This window comes from Paracoccus sp. FO-3 (assembly GCF_006386455.1).
Lineage (GTDB): Bacteria > Pseudomonadota > Alphaproteobacteria > Rhodobacterales > Rhodobacteraceae > Paracoccus > Paracoccus versutus.
In genome coordinates this window covers 1-2,252 of sequence record NZ_VCBQ01000228.1, presented here as the reverse complement: position 1 = coordinate 2,252, position 2,252 = coordinate 1, and the positions used below count along the sequence as shown (strand labels likewise).

3 protein-coding genes are annotated in these 2,252 nt (G+C 63.7%); all 3 read right to left on the bottom strand.

Going from position 1 to position 2,252, the window contains the following annotated elements; translation table 11 throughout:
- The coding region (locus FE811_RS26545; protein ID WP_140849489.1) for a hypothetical protein at positions 1-244 on the bottom strand (244 nt) is incomplete at its 3' end.
- Positions 244-1,872 (bottom strand): IS66 family transposase, encoded by a 1,629-nt coding sequence (locus FE811_RS26540; RefSeq protein WP_116222469.1) that lies wholly within the window; start codon positions 1,870-1,872, stop codon positions 244-246. The genes FE811_RS26545 and FE811_RS26540, both read right to left, overlap by 1 nt.
- A 62-nt stretch (positions 1,873-1,934) precedes the next feature.
- Positions 1,935-2,252: IS66 family insertion sequence element accessory protein TnpB (gene tnpB, locus FE811_RS26535; RefSeq protein WP_140849487.1), on the bottom strand; the 318-nt coding region annotated here is incomplete at its 5' end.

The window sequence follows — 2,252 nt, the reverse complement described above, 5'->3', positions numbered from 1 at the left end:
AGTCGTCGAGGAACGCGTGCCAGGTTTCGGTGGTGATGCGCGCGTCCCTGAGCATGTCTTTCAGTTCATCGATACCGTCATCGGTCAGGGCGGTGACGGTGTCATCCGGGCCGGTATAGACGCTGATGATCGAGCCATAGGTCAGGTTGTCGTCGTTGTAGACGATGGCTTTGAGAAGCTCGGGGTCTTCGCCCAGCATCTTTGCGATGTAGTCGAGGGTGCAGACGTGGGTGACGGTTGCCATCAGGCGGCCTCGTGCAGGGCGGAGGGCAGCGGCGACCAGTTCCAGGGCAACAGATCGTCGAGCCGATTGATCTTGTGATCATGGATGCGGGCCAGGATGTCGGCCAGATAGGCTTGGGGGTCCAGGCCGTTCATCTTGGCGGTTTCAACGATGGTCATGGCGCGGGCCAGCGTTTCGGCTCCGGTATCCGCACCGGCGAAGAGCCAGTTGCGGCGCCCGACACCGATCGGGCGCAGCGCGCGCTCGGCAGGATTGTTGTCGATCGCCACCCGGCCGTCCTCAAGGAACAGGCTGAAAGCGTCCCGGCGGCTCAGCCCGTAACGAAAGGCCTTGGCCAGATCGCCCTTGCCGGGGATCCGCGAGAGCTGCTGCTCTGACCAGGCGAAGAAGACCTCGACCTTCGGAACGCTGTGTTTCCGGCGCGCGGCAAGGCGGATATCGGCGGGATGGCCGGTGATCTCCCGCTCGATGTCATAGAGCGCGCCGATACGGTCGAGCGCCTCGCGGGCGATCGCGGATTTGGTCTTGGTCCATTCATCATGGAAGTCGCGCCTCAGGTGAGCCCAACAGGCAGCCTCCCGCAGGCAGGGAGTCCCGTCCGGGCCTGGATCGTAGAGCTTGGCATAACCCTTGTAGCCGTCGGCCTGCAGGATGCCGCAGGTGTTGGCGAGGTGGCGATGGACATGCTCTTCCTTCCAGTCCGGCGCGAAGGCATAGACCGCGCCGGGTGGCAACGTGCCTGCCCAAGGGCGCTGATCGCGGACATAGGCCCAGATCCGTCCCTTCTTCACACCCTTGCCCAATCCCTTGTCGCGGCCCGCGCGATCCAGCACCCGGATCGGTGTGTCATCGGCATGAAGGAGGTCGCTGGCCATCACGTCTGCCTCGATCCGCTCGATCAGCGGTGCCAGCACCTTCATGGCGCGACCGCTCCAGTCGACCAAGGTACTGTCCGGGATGTCGGCGCCCATCCGGGTGAAGATCTCATGCTGGCGATAAAGCGGAAGGTGATCATCAAACTTGGAGACGAGGATGTGGGCGAGCAGGTTCGCACCGGCCATGCTGCCGGGGATCGGCCGGCTGGGGGCCGGCATCTGCACCATGCGTTCACAGCGGCGGCAGGACTTTTTCAGGCGGGCGATCTGGACAACCTTCAATTGTGCCGCGATCAGATCCAGCATCTCGCTGACATCTTCGCCCACCAGGCGCAAATCGCCGCCGCAATCGGGGCAGCAACTGCCGGGGTCGAGCTCCCGCCGCTCGCGCGGCGTGCTGTCCGAGACCCGGGGACGTCGGCGGGATGGGCGCTCGGCAGCTTCATCGGCAGGTGCCGTTTCCAACCCATCATCGTTTTGGCCGTCGTTCACGACGTCAGGCTGGCCTTCGGCCGCTGCGATCATGAGATCCTCGAGCGCCAGCTCCAGCTGTTCGATCTCGCGCTCGATCTTTTCCGAGGACTGGCCGAAGACCTGCTTCTTCAGCCTGGCAATGCGCAGCCGCAGGGACTGGATCAACTGGTCATGGGCGCGCAACGTGGCCGAGATCTTCGCGTTTTCCGCCTGCAACGCCGCGATCAGCGACTTCAGAAGCGCCGGATCATCAGGAAGGGTCTGGGCCGCATTCGACATGCGCCCACCTACCACAAGGCAGGCAAAATTGCCATAAAAACAAGGCGTTTTAGCAGGGTAAATCAGCCCACCCGGGCCGGTGGCGCGCCCCAATCCGGCCTGCGCCAGTCAATGCCTTCCCACAGCATGGCCAGCTGCGCCGAGGTCAGGCGAACCGCACCATCCCCGCGCATCGGCCAGGGAAAGCGCCCCTTCTCCAGCACCTTGTAATACAGGCAGAAGCCCTGACCATCCCAATGAAGCAATTTCAACCTGTCGCCGCGACGCCCGCGGAATGCAAAAACCGCACCGCCGGCCGGCTTCTGGCGCAGAACATCCTGGGCAAGTGCAGCCAGCCCGGAGATTCCCTTCCTCATGTCGGTCACGCCGCAGGCCAGATA